The 17,527-nt window shown below is 69.2% G+C and carries 22 protein-coding genes; all 22 read left to right on the top strand.

Going from position 1 to position 17,527, the window contains the following annotated elements; translation table 11 throughout:
* Positions 1-25 precede the first annotated feature (25 nt).
* The 22 genes from K8612_RS13575 to K8612_RS13470 all read left to right on the top strand — a co-directional run bounded on the left by K8612_RS13575 (position 26) and on the right by K8612_RS13470 (position 17,475).
* A complete protein-coding gene (locus K8612_RS13575) occupies positions 26-421 on the top strand; it encodes a hypothetical protein (RefSeq protein ID WP_014398430.1) in 396 nt (131 codons plus the stop codon).
* Positions 422-430: 9 nt separating this feature from the next.
* Positions 431-1,270, top strand: coding sequence for a sigma-70 family RNA polymerase sigma factor (locus K8612_RS13570; RefSeq protein ID WP_206791679.1), 840 nt, complete (start codon positions 431-433; stop codon positions 1,268-1,270).
* A gap of 22 nt (positions 1,271-1,292) precedes the next feature.
* Positions 1,293-1,712 (top strand): ATP-dependent helicase HrpB, encoded by a 420-nt coding sequence (locus K8612_RS13565; protein ID WP_207056305.1) that lies wholly within the window; start codon positions 1,293-1,295, stop codon positions 1,710-1,712.
* 109 nt (positions 1,713-1,821) lie between these two features.
* The gene (locus K8612_RS13560) at positions 1,822-2,643 is read left to right on the top strand and encodes a type III secretion protein (protein ID WP_223744213.1); all 822 of its coding nucleotides are present in this window, start codon (positions 1,822-1,824) and stop codon (positions 2,641-2,643) included.
* A 113-nt stretch (positions 2,644-2,756) separates the two neighbouring features.
* A complete protein-coding gene (locus K8612_RS13555; RefSeq protein ID WP_223744214.1) occupies positions 2,757-4,841 on the top strand; it encodes a hypothetical protein in 2,085 nt (694 codons plus the stop codon).
* Between the two features lie 24 nt (positions 4,842-4,865).
* Positions 4,866-5,543, top strand: coding sequence for a FliH/SctL family protein (locus K8612_RS13550; protein ID WP_223744215.1), 678 nt, complete (start codon positions 4,866-4,868; stop codon positions 5,541-5,543).
* A 45-nt stretch (positions 5,544-5,588) separates the two neighbouring features.
* On the top strand, positions 5,589-6,902 hold the full coding sequence (gene sctN, locus K8612_RS13545) for a type III secretion system ATPase SctN (protein ID WP_223744216.1): 1,314 nt from the start codon (positions 5,589-5,591) through the stop codon (positions 6,900-6,902).
* A gap of 58 nt (positions 6,903-6,960) precedes the next feature.
* Entirely contained in the window at positions 6,961-7,449 is a 489-nt protein-coding gene (locus K8612_RS13540; RefSeq protein ID WP_223744217.1) for a flagellar assembly protein FliH, read from the top strand.
* 36 nt (positions 7,450-7,485) lie between these two features.
* On the top strand, positions 7,486-8,391 hold the full coding sequence (locus K8612_RS13535; RefSeq protein ID WP_223762555.1) for a flagellar hook-length control protein FliK: 906 nt from the start codon (positions 7,486-7,488) through the stop codon (positions 8,389-8,391).
* Positions 8,388-9,752 carry a type III secretion system cytoplasmic ring protein SctQ gene (sctQ, locus tag K8612_RS13530; RefSeq protein ID WP_223744219.1) on the top strand — a complete coding sequence of 455 codons (1,365 nt, stop codon included), beginning with the start codon at positions 8,388-8,390 and terminating at the stop codon, positions 9,750-9,752. Before K8612_RS13535 ends, sctQ begins: the two co-directional genes overlap by 4 nt.
* 102 nt (positions 9,753-9,854) lie before the next feature.
* Positions 9,855-10,502, top strand: a complete 648-nt coding sequence (locus tag K8612_RS13525; protein ID WP_223744220.1) for a flagellar biosynthetic protein FliO — start codon at positions 9,855-9,857, stop codon at positions 10,500-10,502.
* 10 nt (positions 10,503-10,512) lie between these two features.
* Positions 10,513-11,337 carry a type III secretion system export apparatus subunit SctR gene (gene sctR / locus K8612_RS13520; protein ID WP_206791741.1) on the top strand — a complete coding sequence of 275 codons (825 nt, stop codon included), beginning with the start codon at positions 10,513-10,515 and terminating at the stop codon, positions 11,335-11,337.
* A 16-nt stretch (positions 11,338-11,353) separates the two neighbouring features.
* The gene (gene sctS / locus K8612_RS13515; RefSeq protein ID WP_120528175.1) at positions 11,354-11,620 is read left to right on the top strand and encodes a type III secretion system export apparatus subunit SctS; all 267 of its coding nucleotides are present in this window, start codon (positions 11,354-11,356) and stop codon (positions 11,618-11,620) included.
* Positions 11,617-12,435, top strand: a complete 819-nt coding sequence (locus K8612_RS13510; RefSeq protein ID WP_223744221.1) for a flagellar biosynthetic protein FliR — start codon at positions 11,617-11,619, stop codon at positions 12,433-12,435. The genes sctS and K8612_RS13510 overlap by 4 nt, the downstream gene beginning before the upstream one ends.
* Positions 12,436-12,463: 28 nt before the next feature.
* Positions 12,464-13,546 carry a type III secretion system export apparatus subunit SctU gene (gene sctU, locus K8612_RS13505; RefSeq protein WP_223744222.1) on the top strand — a complete coding sequence of 361 codons (1,083 nt, stop codon included), beginning with the start codon at positions 12,464-12,466 and terminating at the stop codon, positions 13,544-13,546.
* Positions 13,547-13,556: 10 nt separating this feature from the next.
* Entirely contained in the window at positions 13,557-13,838 is a 282-nt protein-coding gene (locus tag K8612_RS13500) for an EscU/YscU/HrcU family type III secretion system export apparatus switch protein (RefSeq protein ID WP_014398415.1), read from the top strand.
* 46 nt (positions 13,839-13,884) lie between these two features.
* Complete coding sequence (locus K8612_RS13495) at positions 13,885-14,367, top strand: hypothetical protein (RefSeq protein ID WP_120580929.1); 483 nt, start codon at positions 13,885-13,887, stop codon at positions 14,365-14,367.
* Between the two features lie 3 nt (positions 14,368-14,370).
* Positions 14,371-14,847 carry a SycD/LcrH family type III secretion system chaperone gene (locus K8612_RS13490; protein ID WP_206791762.1) on the top strand — a complete coding sequence of 159 codons (477 nt, stop codon included), beginning with the start codon at positions 14,371-14,373 and terminating at the stop codon, positions 14,845-14,847.
* Positions 14,848-14,940: 93 nt separating this feature from the next.
* On the top strand, positions 14,941-15,537 hold the full coding sequence (locus K8612_RS13485) for a hypothetical protein (RefSeq protein ID WP_223744223.1): 597 nt from the start codon (positions 14,941-14,943) through the stop codon (positions 15,535-15,537).
* Positions 15,538-15,675: 138 nt separating this feature from the next.
* Complete coding sequence (locus K8612_RS13480) at positions 15,676-15,894, top strand: hypothetical protein (protein WP_223744224.1); 219 nt, start codon at positions 15,676-15,678, stop codon at positions 15,892-15,894.
* Positions 15,895-16,498: 604 nt separating this feature from the next.
* Positions 16,499-16,909, top strand: coding sequence for a hypothetical protein (locus K8612_RS13475; RefSeq protein WP_223744225.1), 411 nt, complete (start codon positions 16,499-16,501; stop codon positions 16,907-16,909).
* A 98-nt stretch (positions 16,910-17,007) separates the two neighbouring features.
* On the top strand, positions 17,008-17,475 hold the full coding sequence (locus K8612_RS13470; protein ID WP_223762554.1) for a tetratricopeptide repeat protein: 468 nt from the start codon (positions 17,008-17,010) through the stop codon (positions 17,473-17,475).
* Positions 17,476-17,527 lie beyond the last annotated feature (52 nt).

Genomic DNA, 17,527 nt, shown 5'->3' with positions numbered 1-17,527 from the left:
CGCGGAAGCGGAAGGAGGTACGTCGATGGCTGTCGGTGGAGTCGGACGTGGGGGTGGGAAGGGCCGCGCGGGCGGCGTGAAGGGGGCGTCCGGTCCGTCGGGTGCCTCCGGCGCGTCCTTTGGCGGCAAGGTGGACCGCACGGAATCGCTCGTCGGGCCCTCGGGTCTGGTAGGCTCCAGCAACGTCCAGGGCCCCCAGGCAACGGATCCGATCGCGGCGCAGGCCCTCGCCATCGCCAAGCGGCTGAAGAACGGGGGCTTCAAGAGCAAGGAAGAGGCGACGAAGGCGCTCGTCTCGGAAGTGCTCCAGGAGAAGTTGAACATGAAGTCCGCTGCCCTCACGGGCCGCATCGCCGGGGCCCTGCAGGATGATCCCCGGCTGAACCAGGTTCTCGAGCGGCTGTGGTCCAAGGCCGAGTGAGCGCGCCGCTTGCCTCTGGGTGAAGACAGGAAGGTCATCCTGGAGAAGTACGGCCCGTACGTGCGGTCGCTCGCGGCCACCGTGCGCAAGCAGTTCAATGCCCAGCTCGAGCTGGATGAACTGCTGGCCTATGGGCAAATCGGTCTCCTGGAAGCCGCTGAGCGCTTCGACCCCAAGGTTGGCGCCAACTTCCTCACCTTTGCCCACTACCGCATCAAGGGCGCCATCTTCGACGGCCTGAGGAAGATGGGCGTTCTGCGGGGCGCGGACGCCCGCACCGCCTATCAGGGCGAGCGCGCGACGGCGTATCTGGGAAATCTGGCGGACCGCGAGCAGGGCGCAAGCAACCGCGGGTCGTCATTCGACGATGATATTGGAGACATCTCGGATGCCGTGGCGGGCCTCGCGGCGGTTTTCGCGGCGGGGGCGGAAGGGGCGGAGGCGGCGGGCTACGTGGATGAATCACTCCCGGCGGATCAGCGCCTGGAGATGGAGCAGTTGAAGAACCGGGTGCGCTCGGCCATCGAGAAGCTTCCGGAGAAAGAGCGCAAGCTCCTGCAGGGCTATTACTTCCAGGGACGCACGCTGGAAGAGGCAGGAGCGGAGATCGGGCAGTCGAAGAGCTGGGCCTCGCGGCTTCATGCGCGGGCCATTGATCGGCTCAAGGAACTCTTGAACGAGGAGGAGGAACTCCCTCCCCCCTCGACGGATGCAAGGAGGGTGTCACATGGCGGCTCCGATGAGCGGCATCTCCGCGGGACAGGTGGCGCAGCAAAAGCTGCAGGATCAGGGCGCGCAGCAGCAGACGCAGAAGACGGGCGCGTCGAAGTTCGACGGAGTTCTCGCTGACAAGGCGCAGGGCGCCGGCCAGGTGGACGCCGCCCAGAACGTGAACAAGGCCCAGGCCGCGCAGGCCACCCAGAAGGCGGACGCCGTCCGCCAGGTGGAGACCGTCAACAAGGCGGAGAAGGCCAACCTGAACAAGGTGAGCGGCGCGGCCCAGCAGCCCGCCACGGCCAAGGGCGCGGAGCCCGTGGATGCGAAGGCGGAAGCCTCCAAGACGACCAAGTCGGGCGGCATGGTCTCCGACCTCGTCTCCGGTCTGGAGAAGGGTCAGGTCAGCATGGACAAGCTGATCAAGGAGGCCTCCTCCGGCAAGAACATGTCCAACGCCGAGCTGCTCGGTCTCCAGGCGTCCATGTACAAGTACTCGCAGGAGCTGGACCTCACGTCGAAGGTCGTCGAGAAGGCCACCAGCGGCCTGAAGGACGTCGTCAAGACGCAGGTCTGAAGTCCCCACCCCGCCGGGCCAGGGCGGCATGCGAAGGGCGGTCCCTCCCAACGTCGGGAGGGGGCGCCCTTCCGCGTTTTGCAAGGGCCCTGTTAAGCTAAGCGCGCCCATGACTCGCCGAACGCCCGTCTTCGCCGCCCCGCTCCTCGCCCTGCTGTTCCTCACCGGCTGCTCCATCGAGCTGCAGCACGAGCTGACGGAAGCGGACGCGAATGAAATCTACGTCCTGCTCAGCAAGAACGGCATCAACGCCAAGAAGGAGAAGGCGGAGGGCGGCAACGAAGTGCGCTTCACCATCGTCGTCCCCAAGGGCGACGCCGCGCAGGCCGCGGAACTGCTGAAGCGCAACTCGCTGCCGCGCCCGGTGGAGAAGGGCCTGTCCCACTTCGCCAAGGGCAGCATGGTGCCCACCGCCACGGAGGAGCGCGCCATGCTCCTCAAGGCCATGGCGGGCGAGGTCTCCAACGCGCTCAACCAGATCGACGGCGTGCTGGAGGCGCGCGCCATCGTGATGGTGCCGGAGAACAACGACCTGTCGCAGCCGGAGAACAAGCCGATGCCGTCGGCCTCCGTGTTCATCAAGTACCGCACGGTGGAGGGCGGCAAGCCCCCCGTCTCGGTGGACGCGGTGAAGCAGTTCGTCGCCAGCTCCGTGGCGGAGCTCAAGCCGGAGGCCGTCACCGTGCTGATGACGGAGGCCATGGCCCCCACGGCGGAGACCACGGAGACCAACCGCCTGCAGGACGTGCTCGGCGTGCGCATGACGGCCGCCAGCGCCAGCACCTTCAAGATGATCCTCGGCGGCGCGTTCGTGCTCATCCTGGCGATGATGGGCCTCACCGCGTGGACCTTCATGCGCGGAGGCTCCGGCGGCGCCGCCCCCGCCGCGGCGGCGCGCCCCGCGCGTGCGCGCGGCGGTCGCGAGGGCTAGAGCTGCACGTCGCTTCCCGCGGCCCTCCTGGGGTGGTCCGCGGGACGTGTCCTCCAGGCCGGGGACACGACTTCTATCTTCAGCGGGCCACCTGGGGGCCCGCGAGGTGACCGTTGGATTCCTTCTTCACCTCGCTCAGCAAACGCCAGACGATGATGCTGCTCACCGCGGTCACCTTCGGGGGCCAGGAGAGCATGGCGGCGCTGGAGCACCTGCCGGACGAGGAGGGCGCGCTCTTGCGCCACCGCGCGCAGGAGATCCTCCAGATTCCGCGCGAGAAGCGCCTGCCCGCGGTGGTCCAGGAGCTCAAGCGCCTGATGAAGGACCGGCGCGGCCAGTTGTGGACCGCGGATCCGGAGCGGCTGGCGGCGCTGCTCCAGCGCGAGCGCGGCGCCCTGGTGGAGGTCACGCTGCGCGCGCTGCCCGGCAACATGGCGGAGGCGGTGCGCGGCCACCTGCCTGCCTCGCGCGTGAAGCTGACCCGCGAGGTGCGGCCGCAGGTCCTGGACATCATCCGCTGGAAGCTGGAGGAGGCGCTGGCGCGCGAGGTCGCGGGCCAGTCCGCGGGCTTCAAGTTCGCGGACGTGCTCAACCTGCAGACCCGCGAGCTGCTCACGGTGAGTGACCGGCTGGGCGCGCGCGTGCTGGGGCCGGCGCTGGCGGGACTGCCCGAAGAAGAGCTGAACGGCCTCCTGGAGTCGCTGCCCCCGGACCTGCTCCAGCTCGCGAGCAAGTCCGTGGCGGCCAATGCGCCGCGCAAGCTCCCGGAGGAGGACGCGCGCGCGCAGCTCAACCTGCACGATGGCTTCAGCCGGCTGGCGGGCGCCATCCGCAGCGCGGGCGTGCAGCGGCTGGCGCGCGCGTGCGTGGCGCAGTCCCCGGAGTTCGCCGCGCGCATGCTGGAGAAGCACCGCGGCGAGTTCGGCCACCTGGTGGCGAAGTGGGTGCGCGAGGAGCGCTCGCGGCCGACCGCCCGGGGCGACGGCGGACGCACCGACATCGTCATGGACCTGGAGCGGCTGGCCGTGCGCGGCCTCATCGAGCGCCCCGTGCGGCTGACCGCGCCGCCGCCGCGCCCCTCCGCCGTGCTGCCTCCACCGCCGGGGGCCCGGAAGCCCGCGCCCGCGGCTCCCGGAGCCCAGGGAGCCCGTCCCGCGGCTCCGGCCGCCGCGCGCCCCGGGGCGGCCCCCGCGCCTCGCGAGGGCCTGCGCACCACCGCGCCGGATCCGTCGCGCTCGCCCGCGCTCCGGGCTCCCAGGGCCCTGCGGGGAGCCCCTCCCGCCGGAGAGTCCGCGGATGCGGGCGCCAAGCGCGACTTCATGGCCGAGCGCGCGGCCCGGCGCGCGGGTGCGGCGTCCAGCCGTGACGCGGGCCCGGGTGCGCCCCCCGGCGCGCGTCCGCGCCCGGCGCCAGGGGAGGAGCGGGGCTCGTCGGTAGGGCCCGCGCCCCGCGCGTCCATGGTCTCGCCGGAAGGGGACGCGAACGGTTCGCGGATGCGCCGCATGCCGGTGGAGCGCGAGCGTGGGCCCGCGCCCCGCGCCTCCATGGTGGCGCCGCCGGAGGGCGAAGCGGGCGGTTCGCAGATCCGCCGGATGCCGGTGGAGCGCGAGCGTGGGCCCGCGCCCCGTGCCTCCACGGTGGCGCCGGAAGGGGACGCGAACGGCTCCCAGATGCGCCGCATGCCGGTGGACCGGGGCTCGTCGGTGGGGCCCGCGCCCCGCGCGTCCACCGGGGCCGTTCCCGGCCGCCGTGATCCAGAGGGCCCGCGGCCGTCGCGTCCCGCCCGGCCGGATCCAGACGGCGCCCGCATTGGCCCGCCGCCCTCGCGGCTGGGGGCACGCGGTGCGTCACGCCCGCCGGAGCCGGAGGCGCCGGAAGGCCGCTCCGTCCGGGCCGAGCGCCCCGCGCGTCCTCCCGCGGAGGCGGAGGAGCGCGCCCCGCGGCGCCCGGAGCCGTCCGGGGAAGCCGCTGACGGGGCCCGCGTGCTGCGCTCGCGCACGGGGGGCCGCCCCGCGGCGCGTCCCGAACCGGGGGCCGAGCCGGAGCGTCCCCCGCGCGTGCTCTCCAGCCAGGCATCCTCGTCCCGGGTCTCGGAGGGAACGCAGGTGGGCCGCCGGCGCCCCCCTCCCTCCGACCGGCCGGCCCAGGATGACGCGGGCGGTCCGGGAGGGCGTGGACCGCGCGGCGGAACGCGCTAGCATCCGGTCTTCAAGGAGTGGCCCATGGCGATCGGCAAGGTAATCAAGGGGGACGGGTTGGCGGAGTCGGTGGTCGTCGCCACGTCCGAGCGACCGGCGCTGCGTCCGCCGCGCGCGGGCGTGATGAACGCCGAGGTCTTCGAGGCACGCCAGGGCGCCCAGGGCATCATCGAGGAGGCCCACCGCGAGCGTGAGCGCATCCTCGCCGAGGCCCAGCGCGAGAAGGAGGAGCTCTTCGCCAAGGCGAAGGACCTGGGCCGTCAGGAGGGCATCGCCCAGGCCACGGAGCTGCTCCTGCGCGCGAAGATCCAGGCCGGGGAGATGCTCAACTCCCAGGAGCAGGACATCATCGCGCTGGCGCTGAAGATGGCGGAGAAGATCCTCGGCCGCGACCTGGAGCGCGAGCCGGAGCTGCTGGTGGACATGTGCGCCGCGGCCATTGAAAACCTCCGCAACGCGCGCGCCATGGTCCTGCGCGTGCACCCGAAGACGGCCACGGTGCTGCGCGCCAAGCGCCCGCAGTTGATGGAGCTCATCGGCCGCACGGTGGACCTGGCCATCAAGGAGGACCCGGAGGTCGCTCCCGTGGGCTGCATCGTCCAGACGGAGTACGGCACCGTGGACGCGCAACTGCCCACCCAACTGGAGATGCTCCAGAACCTCCTGCAGCCGGACACCGGTCGCAAGAGCGGCCCTCCCTGAGCCTCCCGGCCAACGCCGCGCCCTCGAGCCCTCCCGGAATCCGCCATGGCCATCGACCTCTCGCGCTACTACGACCTCATCAAGGAAGCGTCCCTCGTCCGGGTGCGCGGCCGCGTCACGGAGCTGACGGGGCTCGTCATCAAGGCGAGCGTGCCCAACGTGCGCATCGGCGAGCTGGTGCTCATCAAGAACCGCCAGCGCGGCCTGATGAAGTCGGAGGTCGTGGGCTTCGTGGGCGACGAGGTGATGCTCATGCCCCTGGGCGAGCTGTACGGCATCGGTCCGGACAGCGAGTGCATCCCCACGGGGCGTCCCCTCACCATCAAGTGCGGCGACGGGCTCCTGGGCCGCGTGCTCAACGGCATCGGCGAGCCCATGGACGGCCTGCCCCTGGAGGGGGATAACCTGGTCGACTGGCCCGTGGACCGCGACTGCCCGGACCCCTTCACCCGCCAGCGCATCGAGCGGCCGCTGCCCCTGGGCGTGCGCTGCATCGACGGGCTGCTCACCGTGGGCGAGGGTCAGCGCGTGGGCCTCTTCGCCGGCTCCGGCGTCGGCAAGTCCACGCTGATGGGCCAGATTGCCCGCAACACGCAAGCCGACTTGAGCGTCGTGGCGCTCATCGGCGAGCGTGGTCGCGAGGTCCGCGAGTTCATCGAGGACGCCATGGGCGAGGAGGGCATGAAGCGCGCCGTGCTGGTGTGCGCCACGTCCGACCAGCCCGCCCTCGTGCGTCTGCGCGCCGCCTACGTGGCCACGGCCATCGCGGAGTACTTCCGGGAGCGCGGCGGCAACGTGCTGTTCATGCTCGACACGGTGACGCGTCTGGCGCGCTCCCAGCGCGACATCGGCCTCGCCATCGGCGAGCCCCCGGCGCGTCAGGGCTACCCGCCCAGCGTCTTCTCCATGCTGCCGCGCATCCTCGAGCGCACGGGCAACTCGGCGAAGGGCAAGTGCACCGCCATCTACACCTGTCTCGTGGCCGGCGGTGACATGGAAGACCCCATCGCCGACGAGGTCCGAGGTATTCTCGACGGCCACTTCATCCTCAACCGTGAGCTGGGCGCGCGAAACCAGTGGCCCGCCATGGACGTGCTCCAGAGCCTCAGCCGTGTGATGAGCGGCATCGTGAGCAAGGAGCACAAGAAGGCCGCCGGCAAGCTGCGCGAGACGCTCTCCACCTACGAGAAGCAGCGCGACCTCATCCTGCTGGGCGCCTACCAGGCCGGCGCGGACCCCCGGACGGATTACGCCATCGAGAAGTACGACTCCATCATCGACTTCCTCAAGCAGGACACGCACTCCAACTCCCCGTACGAGGAGACCGTGGAGCAGCTCATCAACCTGTTCGCGGAGTGAGCCGGGCCGCCCCGGCGTACCTACGGACCGGACGGTTTTTGGGTAGGATGGCCCCACCATGCCCCCGTACCGGTTGCAGTCCCTGCTGGACATGCGTGAGAAGGCGAAGGACGAGGCCGAGCAGGCCTTCTCCGACGCCGTCAAGGCGCTGGCGAAGGAAGAGCTGGAACAGCAGCGCCTGGAGGCGGAGCTGGAGCGCCGCCGCAAGGAGCGCAAGGCCAAGGTCCAGGAGTACTTCCAGCAGATCATGGCCAAGGGCGCCGGCATCAACGGCATGAACATGATGGGCCGCTTCGAGGAGCGCCTGAAGGACGACGAAGCCCAGGTCGCCCTCCAGATTGAACACCAGAAGGAGGTCGTCCGGACGGCGGGCCGCCTGGTGGAGCAGCGCCGCATGCTGATGGCCGAGGCCGCCAAGGAGCTCAAGGCCATCGAGAAGAACAAGGAGAAGTTCGTCAAGCAGGTGAAAAAGGAGCGCCAGGATCGGGAGGAGTTGCAGCAGGAGGAGATCGGCAGCGCCTTGTTCCTGGCCCGCCAGCGCAAGTAACCTCCCGCCGCCTTCCGCCGAGTCTGGAGAGACGCCATGAGCCGAGTTGATGATGATCGCGATGCCGCGCGCTTGGCCGAGCGGATGATCCAGGAGCGCAAGCTCGCGGAGGCGAAGACCCAGAAGCGACTGCAGGGCGAGTCCGTCTTCTCCAAGCTGGTCCAGCAGGGCCAGGCCGAGCAGGCCCAGCCCAAGCAGGCGCAGGAGCTCAAGCAGCCCCTGGGCAAGCAGGTCCTGGCGCGGCTCGCGCAGGGGCAGGGGAAGTCCTTCGACGAGAAGCTGGCCCAGAAGGAGACCGCCTTCGCGAAGCCCGGTGAGTCCACCCAGGGCGCCCAGCAGTCCCAGCGCAACAGCGAGTCGCAGAGCCTGTCCAAGGGCGGCGAGGCCCGCAAGACGGAGGTCGTGGAGGAGAAGCGCTCCACGGACGTCCGCGAGGGCGACATGAACAAGGCCGAAGGTCAGGCCAGCCGGCTGAGCCAGGAGAAGGGCGAGCTGAAGATCGACGTCAACGCCGGAGGTGGCAAGGGCGCGGGCGGCGGGGCCAGCAAGGAGAAGGACGACAAGGGCGGGCAGATGGCCGCCGCGGGCTTCCGCTTCAACCCCGCGCTGATGGCGCCGGTGCCGGTGGCCAAGCCCAAGGACACCGCGGGCTCCGAGCGGCTGCGCGCCATGGCGAATGAGATCGCCCAGAAGATCGTCGAGCGCGTGCGCGTGGGCACCAACGCCGCGGGCAACGCGGAGTTCCAGATCGACCTGCGCGGCGACGTGCTCAACGGCCTGTCCATCAAGGTCAGCGCGAAGAACGGGAAGATTTCGGCCGTCTTCAGCGGCAACGACCGCGACACCCTGAAGATGCTCGAAGAGCAGAGCGACGGCCTGCGCAGCGCCCTGGGCGGCCGGGGACTGGCGCTTGAAAATCTGAGGTTCGAGGCCAAGACATGAGCCTGGAGCCGGACGACGAGCCCGGAGTCTTCGAGCGCACCATGTTGGTCGACACCCGGAAGCTGGGACCGCCTTCGAAGCCCGCGCAGGCGCCGGCTCCCGCCCCGGCGCCGGTGTCGCCGTGGCGGCCGTTCGCGTTCACGAACCTGGAGAAGGTGTCGCGCACGCAGGGCCAGTTGGCGGAGCGGCTGCGGTGGCTGACGCCCAACGCGGGCACGCTGGAGACGGTCTGCGCGCGCCTCAAGGCCCTCTTCGACGTGGACGTGCGCCTGTCGGTGGAGTCCGCCCAGGCGCGCCCCATGACGGAGCTGCGCCGCTTCCTGGGCGACCCGTCCTTCCTGGCCGTGCTGGCCCCCGGCGCGCTCAAGGGACGGGTCATCCTCGAAATCGAGCTGTCGCTGGCGCACTCGGCGGTGGACCTGCTGCTGGGCGGCGCCGGTGAGACGGTGGGCCTGCGCCCCCTGACGGACATCGAGGAGGGCGTGATGGGCTACGTCGTCCTGGAGGCCCTCAAGGAGCTGGTGCCCGGACTGCAGCCGGGCGTTCCCCGGCCCCGGCTGGACGGCGTGGCGCGCGGCGTGGATGAGGTCTCCGCCCGCCTGGGTGAGGACGGCCCGATGCTGGCGGTGCACCTGAACGCGGTGCTGGGCTCGCACCGAGGCATCGTGCGGCTGGTGGTGCCGTCCGCGGTGCTGGAGGCGGCGGAGCCCGCGGTGGAGAGCGCCCAGCGGCGCGAGCACCGCCGCCAGGACATGAAGGCGAACGGCCGGCGCCTGTCCGCGCTGCGCGACTGGCTGCGCGCGGAGATTGGCGTGGCGGAGCTGTCCGCCCAGGACCTGGCGTCGCTGCGCATCAAGGACGTGCTGCTCCTGGACATGCTGTCGGCGCGGCCGGACCGGGGCGAGCCCGGCACGGCGCAGTTGCGGCTGGGCCTGGGGCGCACCGGCCACTTCGCGGCGGACGTGTTCGTGGAGCAGGGCCGCTACCGGGCGCGCATCACGGACATCATCCCCGGCGAGCCGGGCAACCCCCAGGGTGGGGAGCCCGGGGGCGCTTCGGAAGAGAACGAGGACTTCACCAACCCGGAGCTGGGCGTTCCTCCGGAACTCGAAGGGGCGGCATTGGACGACAAGGACGGAAGCGATCTGCTCAGCGACCTGCCCCTGCAGGTGGCGGTGGAGCTGGCGCGCGTGCCCATCACGGCCGAACAGGTGGTGGGCCTGCGCACGGGCCAGGTCATCGACCTGCGCCGCGGGGCGGGTGAGCCCGTGGACCTGTCGGTGAACGGCAAGGTGGTGGCCCGGGGTGAGCTCGTGGAGCTGGAGGGCCAGCTCGGGGTGCGCATCATCCACCTGAGCTGAAGCGTTTGCGCCCGTGCGTCACAAGGCAGGCGGGCAGGGGGGCGTGCTTGTGCCCGGGCCCGTGGCGGTCCTGACTCGGGTGCACTAGGCTCGCGCCCATCCATGGCGGTCCTCGGTCTCTTCCCCTCGCGCCTGTTGCTCGGCGCCGCGCTCTTCTTCGCGTCGCCCGCCGTCCTGGCGCAGGCGCCCGCGGCCTCTTCGCCCGACGCCTCCGTGGCGGCGCCGGCCCCGGAGGCGGCCTCCGTCCAGACTCCCCTGGCGGCCCCCGCCCCGGCCGTCGAGGGTGAAGCCGCGGCCCGCGCGAAGCGCCACGCGGACGAGCTGGACCGCGAGCTGGGCGTCCCCGAGGCCGAAGGCGCGGAGGCGCAGGAGAGCCTGGCCTGGGTGGTGGTGCGCACGGTGGCGCTGCTGGGCGCGGTGCTCGCGGCCATCTACCTCACGCTCAACGTGGGGCTGCGCCGGCTGATGGGGTTGCAGGGCGTGCCCGTGGGCAAGGCGTCGGTTGTGTCGGTGATGGAGCGCATCCCGTTGGATCAACGGCGCACGCTCTTCGTCCTGAAGGCCGCGGACGAGTACCTGCTGGTGGGTGGCGGCGAGGGTGGCGTGCAACTGGTTTCGAAGCTGGACCGCGACGCCGTGGAGCGCATCCGCGCCGCGCGTCCGCCGTCGTCGCCGGTGTCCCTGAGTCCTTTCCTCCAGAAGCTCCTCTCCCGCCGGACCGGTGGCACCACGCCGCCGCCGGGCGTCTGAAGGCCGTCACGTGAACCGTTCGTCTCCCGCTCGCCCGCTGCTGTTCCGCGCTCCGCCCTGGCTCTTCGCGGCCCTCGTGTCGCTCTCCCCCTTCGTCGCGTCCGCGGCGAAGAAGGGCGGCGACTCGATGCCGGATGAGATGGTCAAGGAGGCGGTGAGCTCCGACTCCTTCACCTCCCGTCCGCTCATCCTCATCCTCGCGCTCGCGGCCATGTCCCTGGTCCCGTTCGCGCTGATGATGGTGACCAGCTTCGTGAAGATCTCCGTGGTGCTCTCCATCGTCCGCTCGGCGCTGGGCACCCAGCAGATTCCCCCCACCCAGGTCATCACCGGCCTGGCCATCATCCTCACCGTCTACATCATGGCCCCCGTGGGCCAGGAGATGTACCGGGCGGGCGGCATCGACATCTGGTCCCGGGGCACGTCCGTCTTCTCCTCGGAGACGGTGGGCACGATGCTGGGGGCCGCGGACAAGTCCAAGGAGCCCCTGCGCGAGTTCCTGATGAAGAAGGTCACCAACAAGGACCGCACGCTCTTCTACAGCCTGGCGAAGAAGATGCGGAAGGAGGAGGACCGCAAGGACATTGGCCCGAACGACTTCATGGTCATCGTCCCGGCCTTCGTCGTGTCCGAGCTGAAGGAGGCCTTCCAGATCGGCTTCCTCCTGTTCGTGCCCTTCATCGTCATCGACATGGTGGTCGCCAACATCCTGCTGGCGCTGGGCATGCACATGCTGTCGCCCACGACCATCTCCATGCCCTTCAAGCTGCTCCTGTTCGTGCTCGTGGACGGCTGGTACCTCATCGCCAAGGGCCTGGTCATCGGCTACCTGTAAGGAGCCCCGTACTTCCATGAATCAGCTCACGTTCATCACCCAGGAGGCGCTGTTCCTGGTGCTCGTGGTCTCCGCGCCGCCGGTGCTCATGAGCCTCCTGGTGGGCTTCCTCGTCTCGCTGTTCCAGGCCACCACGCAGATTCAAGAGCAGACGCTCTCCTTCGCGCCCAAGGTCGTGCTCGTCTTCGGCGTGCTGGCCATGACGGGCCCGTGGATTGGCGGTCAGCTCCTGCGCTTCACCTTCCACGTCTTCGACCGGTTCCCGGCGCTCATCGGCAGATGAACATCGGCGAAGCCATGGCCGAGCTGGGTGCTCGGGTCAACCTGTCGGTCGTCATCTTCACGATGGCACTCATCATGTGCCGCGTGATGCCCATCCTCATCTTCAGCCCGTTCCTGGGCGGCGAGGTCGTCCCCTCGGAGATGAAGCTGGGCCTGGGCCTGCTGGTGTCCGCGGTGCTCTTCCCGTCCGTCGCGGACCGGATGGACCGGATCCCCCTGAGCGCGCTCCCGTACATCGGCCTTCTGCTCAAGGAGGTCTTCATCGGCGTGGCGCTGTCGTACATCGTCAACATGGTGTTCGACGCGGCCCGCGTGGCCGGCACGCTGATGGACACCATGTCGGGCAGCAACAACGCCCAGCTCTACGTGCCGCAGTTGGGCACGCAGGTGTCGCTCTTCTCCAGCCTCAAGGTGCAGTTGTGCGTGGTGCTGTTCCTGTCGCTGGACGGGCACCACATCATCATCCGGGCGCTCGCGGACAGCCTCGCCATCGTGCCGCTGGAGGGCTTCCCGCGCTTCAGCCGCGGCGTGTGGCCCTTCTTCGACCTGATGATCCGCTCCTTCGCGGACCTGCTGAAGATCAGCCTGGCGCTGGCGGGTCCCGGCATGGTGGCCGCGTTCGTCACCGACCTGGCCCTGGGCGCCATCAACCGCGTCGCGCCGCAGATCCAGGTGTTCTTCATCTCCATGTCGCTCAAGCCGCTGGTGGGCGTGCTCATCATGTTCATCGCCATCCATGTCGTGATTGGCCGCATGCAGCAGGAGCTGGCCAACATGCTCCGCATGTTCCAGCACGCCATCCAGATGCTGGCCTGAGCCGCTTCAAGCCTCCCGGGATTCCTCCATGTCGGACGAGAGTGGCGACAAAACAGAAGAACCGTCGCATAAGAAGCTCGACGACGCGCGCAAGAAGGGTCAGACCTGGAAGAGCAAGGACCTGACGGGCGTGGCCGTGCTCGTCGCGGGCCTGGGCATCGTCAAGGGGACCTGGGACACCGTGGAGCGGGAGATCTCCACGCTCTTCCGCTTCAGCTTCGACGCCATCGCCCACTCGGATGACCTGGCCCTGGCGACGACGCAGTTGCTCATCATGGGCCTGCGCACGCTGCTGCTCCTCACGGTGCCCATCGTGGCGGGCGCGGCGGTGCTGGGCGGGCTGATGGACTTCCTCCAGGTGGGGTCGCTCTTCACCATCGACCCGCTCATCCCGAAGTTCGACAAGCTCAACCCCATCGCGGGGTTGAAGAACATGTTCTCGAAGAAGTCCTTCGTGGAGCTGCTCAAGAACCTCATCAAGATTTCCGTCGCCGCCTACGTCGTCACCGGCGTGGTGCGAGACTCCATGCCCCTGGTCATCGAAACGGTGCGGCAGGACACGCACGGCATCATGGCCATCATGGGGGAGATCCTCTACCGGGTCTGTGTGCGCATCGTGATGCTCTTCGTCATCTTCGGCGTGTTCGACGTGTGGTGGCAGCGCAAGTCGTTCATGAAGGACATGATGATGACGAAGGAGGAAGTGAAGAAGGAGTACAAGCAGAGCGAAGGCGACCCGCACCACAAGGCCAAGCGCAAGGAGCTCCACCATGAGATCATGGAGGGGGCCCAGATGGAGGCCGTGAAGGACGCGAGCGTCATCGTCACCAACCCGGACCACGTCGCGGTGGCGCTGCAGTACGACCAGAACAAGGACGGGGCGCCGCGGGTGCTGGTGAAGGGCATGGACGCCAAGGCGGAGCGCATCAAGGCGCTGGCGCGCGAGGCGGACGTGCCCCTCTTGCGCAACGTCCCGCTGGCGCACGCGCTGTTGCGCGTGGAGGTGGGCGAGGAAGTCCCGGAGGAGCTCTACGACGCGGTCGCCGAGGTGCTGAACTTCGTCTACGGGCTCAAGCAGCAGCAGAACGCGGCGCCGCCTGCGCGCGCCTGAGGAGGAGGCCATGGCCAGCGACGAAGAGGCGGACATCGCCATCGCCATCAAGTACGACAACAAGGCGGACGGCGCGCCTCGCGTGGTGGCGAAGGGGATGCGCCTCAAGGCGGAGAAGATCCGGGAGATCGCCAAGCAGTACGGCATCCCGGTGATGCGCAACGTGTCCCTGGCCCACGCCCTGTACCGGGTGGACGTGGGGCAGGAGGTCCCGGAAGAGCTCTACGACGCGGTGGCCGAGGTGCTGAATTTCGTCTACGCGCTGCAGCGTGAGCAGGCGGGCGGGCGCTGAAGGGGGCTGGACGCGGGCCCCCCACCTGTATTGAAGTCGGCCCACCATGGCCAGAATCAACAATCAGCCCCCCAGCACCGCGCTTTGGCCCTGGGGAGGTCCCCGCAGCGTCCGCGAGCGGCTGGTGGACCCGTCCCAACTGGACCGGGCGAAGAAGCTGCGCAAGGCGGGCAACATCAAGAACCCGTCGATGCCCTCCGCGGCGCTCCTGGACTTCATCGGTCCGGCGCACTCGTCGGAGGAGCTCCGGTTGCCCCTGCCGCCCCACCCGGGCGGTCACGACGCGGACCTGGAGGGCTTCAGTGACCGGCCGCACCTGGCCAGCGTCGCGGGCCGGGGAGATGACGGGCAGCGCCGCATGCTGGAGCGCGGCCTGTCCAAGGTGAACGCGCCGCCGGAGCGCCTGGAGCGCCTCAAGGCCCTGTTGCAGCGCGAGTCCGCGATGCTGGGCCTGGTGGATCAGGTGAGCGCGGAGTCGCAGGAGATCATCCGCCGCATGTGGGAAGAGCAGAAGGACGAGGGCTACTGACCCATGGCGGCGCTGGACCCGGAAGATCCGCAGGACGAGGCGAAGCTCACCGCGCTCCTGCAGCGCTGGGCGGAGGGCAAGGCCACGCTCCGCGAGGTGCGCGGCTACTCCAACGACGAGCTGTACGCCATCGCCAAGACGGCCTACTTCTTCTTCTACCAGGGCCGGATAGCGGAGGCGCGCACGCTCTTCCAGGGCCTCTACGCCATCAACCCCACGGACGTGTACTTCGCCAAGGCGCTCGGGGTGGTGGAGATGGCCGCGGGGAACGGGCAGGGCGCGCTCGCCGCCTTCGACGTGGCCGCCAAGCTGGCCCCCCAGGACCCGTCAGTCTACGTGGGCCGCGCGGAGGTGAAGTTGGCCATGGGACAGAAGCCCCAGGCCCTGGAGGACCTGCGCCGTGCGGCGGCCATGCCTCCGGCGGATGATCCGGTGGTGCGCAAGGCCGGCGCCATGGTCACCGCCCTCACCCGGCGTTGAGCCACGGGGTGGGACCGCCTCCTGGCGCGTGGGATGGAAGCCCCGTAATCTCTGTTAGGCTGGATTCATTCACCTCAACCGATGGAGCGGTTCATGAGCACCCCCCCCAAGACACAGCTTCCGCTGCCCCCGGAGCCGCCGGAGCTGAAGGAGAAGCGCGACAAGCTGCTGGCGGAGCTGGATGTCCAGGGCAAGACGGCCCAGGGCACGTTCCTCCAGGTGGTGCGCAACATGCGCAAGCTGGTGGCCGCGTCGGCTCCCGGCACGCCGCTGGATGAGGGGATGTACAAGGACGTCACGGATTCGCTGAACCGCTTCATGAAGGACCCCATCCTGCCGCCCCCGGCCATCCTGGGGAGCGTGGTGGAGTACCTGCAGTACCGCATCAGCACCTACGGCATGACCATCCAGAGCGCCGTGATGGAGATGAACCCGGAGCTGGGCGCCAAGTTCGCCGTGACGCCCCCGGCCGCCGCGGCCGCTCCCGCGGCGCCTGCTCGCGGCCCGGCGGGCGGGCTCAAGACGTCGGATGGCTTCGAGAGCTCGAGCCGCCCGAAGATCGCGCTGACCCGCGAGGACTCCCTGCCCGGCGCCGCCAAGCCGGTGGACCCCCGCGCCGAGTCGCAGCAGCAGCTCGACTCCTTCAAGGCGTGGATGAAGAACCCCGCCCTGGGCAAGCTGAAGGGCTGATCCTCCCGGGGGGCCGAGGAGGGGAGCCGGGAAGAAATGATCCCGGGAAATTCCGAGGAAACTCCGGTCCCCCCTCAGCGATAATCCTTTTGTAGCTGGTGCCGCACGAACCCATCTCGCCGTACCAGGAGAACTCTCATGGCCACGATCGACGTCTTCAACAAGGCTGTTAACACCGCGAAGAGCACCACCGGCACGGCGATGGACAAGATGATCGCCGCGGCCCCCGAGGAGCAGAAGGGCTTCCTCCAGGCGCAGAAGCAGGTGCAGCTCGAGTCGCAGATCATGAGCACCATCACGAACCTCATGAAGAAGATGGACGACATGGCGATGGCCGCCGTGAACAACCTGAAGTAGTCCTTCGCAGGTTGTTGGTCCGCTCCGGCCCCGTGCTGATGCCCTCCAGGGCATCGGTCCGGGGCCGGTGGCATTTCCGGCCAGCGGTGGCGCGACGCGGCGGGAGCGGGGGAAAAATGATCGCGAAAAAATCCCCAGGAAACTCCGGTTCGCCCTCAGCGATAATCCTTTTGTAGCTGGTGCCGCACGAACCCATCCCGCCGTACCAGGAGAACTCTCATGGCCACGATCGACGTCTTCAACAAGGCTGTTAACACCGCGAAGAGCACCACCGGAACCTCATGAAGAAGATGGACGACATGGCGATGGCCGCCGTGAACAACCTGAAGTAGTCCTTCGCAGGTTGTTGGTCTCGCTCCGGCCCCGTGCTGGTGCCCTCCAGGGCATCGGTCCGGGGCCGGTGGCGTTTCCGGGCTCCTTCCACGCGCCGCCGCCGGTGGAAAGGATCCGGAAACTTCCACTAGGCTCACGCCGATAACCCAGGAAACGCAGCACTTAGAACGAGGTTTGGATCATGGGCTCCTCCCCGATTAACGGTTCTGCTCCCCGCGTCGGCATCGCGACCACCTCCACTGCCAGGCCGGCGACCGGCTCGCAGGCTGTCGTGAAGCAGGAGAACCTGCTCCGCGCCACGACGGATCAGCTCGCCAAGGGCCTCCAGACGCTCCAGGCGAAGAGCGCCCCGCAGACGGCCGCCGCGGGCCAGAGCCAGAAGTCGGCCCAGGCCGACAAGCCCTCCGCCGAGCAGGCCATCCAGGACGTCGCCGGCCAGTTCGGTGACTACCTGGGCAGCCTGGGTGAGAAGGCCGGCACGCGCGCGCTGGACAAGGCGCAGAAGTCGGTCGCGGACTTCATCGCGAAGAACCCGGACGCCACTCCCGAGCAGATCAACGCGGAGGCGAAGAAGGCCTTCAACAAGGAGACCAGCGCCGAGTACATCTTCAAGAGCGTCATCGAGAAGTCGCTGAGCGACGTGATGGCGAAGGTCCAGGAGCGGATCGACGAGCAGGGCTGAGGTCCGGCTCACGCCGACAAGGGGACCCCGTCTGGAACTGGCGGGGGCCCCGGGCTAGACTCCCCGCCGCTGCTGTCCCCGCCCCGGTGAACGCGCCGATGACGACTGAATTCAAGGCCACGGTGTCGAACGACAACGAGAAGCCCCTGTCCGGACCGGAGATGCTCGAGCGGGCCACGGAGGGTTTCAACCTCTTCCAGGACGGGAACTTCAACGAGTCGCTGGCCATCTTCGAGAAGCTCTCGGCCATGGACTCGAGCGAGGCCTACTTCCAGACCGCGCTGGGCGCCTGCCACCTGGCGCTGGAGGACCTGGACACCGCCGTGGCGTGCTTCAACCGCGCCATCGAGCTGGATCCCACCGACATCACCCCCTTCGTCAACCGGGGCGAGGCCTTCCTCCGCCAGGGCCGCACGGCGGAAGCGGCCCGTGACTTCCAGCATGCCGTGTCGCTGGATCCCGAGGACAAGGACCCCTTGAGCCGTCGTGCGCGCATGCTCGCCGCCGCGGCCCTGGAGAGCTCGGACGAGGCTTCGGAATCCGAAGCCCCCGAGGACCGCTCGTAGGCTGTCCGCAGGCTCCCTCGCCGGACAGGTGAGGGAAGGCCCCCCCTTGGGC

The sequence above is a fragment of the Corallococcus sp. AS-1-6 genome, from assembly GCF_020037015.1.
In the GTDB taxonomy this organism is placed as follows: Bacteria; Myxococcota; Myxococcia; order Myxococcales; family Myxococcaceae; genus Corallococcus.
The sequence above is the reverse complement of the archived record's forward strand: the minus strand, read 5'-3'. Positions and strand labels throughout refer to the sequence as shown.